Origin of the sequence: Mycobacterium sp. (assembly GCF_035697385.1) — a bacterium.
Classification (GTDB): domain Bacteria; phylum Actinomycetota; class Actinomycetes; order Mycobacteriales; family Mycobacteriaceae; genus Mycobacterium.
In genome coordinates, this window is the sequence record NZ_DASSCY010000157.1 from 1 (window position 1) to 2,500 (window position 2,500).

At 66.9% G+C, this 2,500-nt stretch carries 3 protein-coding genes; 2 read left to right on the forward strand and 1 reads right to left on the reverse strand.

The window, feature by feature from the left end; genetic code table 11:
- The coding region (locus VFH65_RS13250) for a TadE/TadG family type IV pilus assembly protein (protein ID WP_353322105.1) at positions 1 to 523 on the reverse strand (523 nt) is incomplete at its 3' end.
- Between the two features lie 268 nt (positions 524 to 791).
- Here VFH65_RS13250 and VFH65_RS13255 point away from each other — a divergent pair.
- Entirely contained in the window at positions 792 to 1,397 is a 606-nt protein-coding gene (locus VFH65_RS13255) for a hypothetical protein (RefSeq protein WP_353322107.1), read from the forward strand.
- Between the two features lie 245 nt (positions 1,398 to 1,642).
- The coding region (locus VFH65_RS13260; protein ID WP_353322109.1) for an NfeD family protein at positions 1,643 to 2,500 on the forward strand (858 nt) is incomplete at its 3' end.

A 2,500-nucleotide genomic window follows, 5' to 3' on the forward strand; every position in this document is an offset into this window, starting at 1 on the left:
ACGTTCGCACTTCGACATAGGCACCGCGCGGTAATGGGTTTGCCGCTGTCGGCTGAACGGCAAGAGTGCTAGCCGGACTCATCGCCGCGGTCAGGTCAGCGCACTGACCGCTGGGGATAGGGGCCGGGGAGCCGTCACCGCAGTTGGTGTCGAGCGCCGCAGTGTCGTGGATGCACACCCGAATGGCTGGCCCTGTCGCGCAGCCGGGCGGATCGGCATTGGGCAGACGCGCCTCCTTGCAGGCTACGGCGATGGCGACCTGCCGAATCCGGTCGTATGCCGGGACGTACGCAGCAGGTTTGTCGTCCACTTCGCGGAGATACTCCAGCGCACCCGCTTCAGCGGCCGCTCGCGCGGCGGACTCCATGATGATGCCCGCCTGAAACACGCGGCCGAAATCGGCGATTCCAAGAAGGATCGTGAGAAGCAGAGGAAGGAGCAGGGCGAACTCCACGAGGGACTGGCCTCGACGCGAAGGCGTCTCGGAGTGCGCGAGATCTGGAGATACGACTGGATCCGACATGGTGTGGGCACCTGTCGGGCGGTCACGCCGTCGGGCATATACGGCGTCGTGGCCCCCTGGGAAGTGCTTGATTTCCTCTGCGCTAGGGGCGGTACCTTAGTACCAGCGGAGGCCCCTGACTACTGGTTCCGAACTCATTTGGTGACCTTGCGCACCGCTCTCACGGAAGATTCGGGAGTCCGGGGTAGAGGGGTGCGGAATGGTGAGCAAGGACCGTAACGACGCCACCTTGCCAATCACCTGACACGCTCGCCGATAGACTCGTGCCATGCCCGAACGCGTGCTGGTCCTGCCGAGAGCCCAGGTGCCCGGCGGCTGTGACTTTCGGGGCATCAGGGAAGCCGATGCGGACGCGCTATCGGCTCTCCGTCAGGCGGTGGCGGCGCATGGTCGCTACCTGGACCGCCCGCACGCCGAGGACGACCCATCCCACAAGCAGCTCATTCCCTATGTCGTGGTCCGCGACGGCAGTGGGGTCTTCCTCATGGAGCGGACCGATGCGGGCGGCGACGCCCGCCTGCACGGCAAGGCCAGCATCGGTGTCGGTGGACATCTCAATCCCGTCGACGAGGGGGAGGATGCGCTCATGGCCGGCCTGCGCCGTGAATGGGCGGAGGAGCTCGAGGCCGATTGGCAGCCCGAGTTCCGCCTTGTGGGCCTGCTCAACGACGACAGCAACCCGGTCGGCGCCGTCCATCTCGGCGTCGTCTTCACCGTCGAGGCCGATGGGCGCGCCGTCGCGGTGCGCGAGCATGACAAGCTCGTCGGCCGGTTCGCTGATGCCGACGAGCTCGGCGCGGCCTGGGATCGGCTGGAGACCTGGTCGCAGCTGGTGGCGGCCAGCTTGGGCGTCGTCGAGCGCAGCGCGACTTGAAAATTGGGCTCGCAGCGACTCATTAGCCGGCGCATGACCTGATCGGGCGCCCGAGTTGAGCGTGAACGTGCTTCGGATCAGGCGCAGCCGCCGGATAACGTGCCGTGAGGAGCGCAGCTTTCAAGTCGCGACGCGACGAGGCGCGTAACGTGCCGGTCACCGAGCAACGTTTCCACTCGCGCGGTGGCACCCGCGGGCTTGGTCGCCGTGCGGGCGATTGAGATGACCACCGATATACTCGACGCATGCTCCGCCGTGCCCTTGCAGCCATTGCCCTGGCGCTGGGAATCATCGGTCTGGCAGCGCCGGTTGCCGCCGATGCCGACCAGGTCGCGCGGATCGAGCTGACCGGAGTCATCGACCAGGTCAACGCCGCCTACATCGAGGAGGCGCTGCGGGTCGCCGCCGAGAACGGGGATGCGGCGGCGCTGATCGTGATCGATTCGCCGGGCGGCGAGCTGACCAGCATGGATCGGATCATCAAGGCGATCCTGGCCAGCGAGGTGCCGGTCATCGCCTGGGTGGCGCCGGAGGGCGCGCGAGCGGGCTCTGCAGCGACCTTCATCACGCTCGCGGCCGACGTGGCGGCGATGGCGCCGAACACGAACATCGGCGCCGCGTCGGTGGTGGGTGGCGGAGGCGAGGACCTGCCCGAGACCCTTGCCGCGAAGGTCACCAACGACGCGGTCGCGCGCATTCGCGCCCTGGCAAACGATCACGAGCGGAACGCTGACTGGGCGGAATCGGCCGTGCGGGAGGCGGCCAGCGTCGACGCCAACGAAGCAGTGGCCATGGATCCGCCGGTCGTCGACCTCCTGGCCGGCGACACCGATGCGCTCTTCGCTGCGATCGACGAAGGCGAGCGAGCCGATGGCTATGAGTACGAATTCAACGGGCAGCCGCTGCCTCAGCTGAGCGGGACGAGCCTGCGTGACCTGGACATGAACTTCGGGCAGGAGTTTCTGCACCTGCTGAGTGACCCGAACATCGCGTTCCTGCTGTTCACCATCGGCTTCTACGGGATCGTGGCCGAGCTGTTCCACCCGAACTTCTTCTCCGGGATCCTGGGCGCCATCGCGATCGTGGTGGCGCTTATCGGCTCG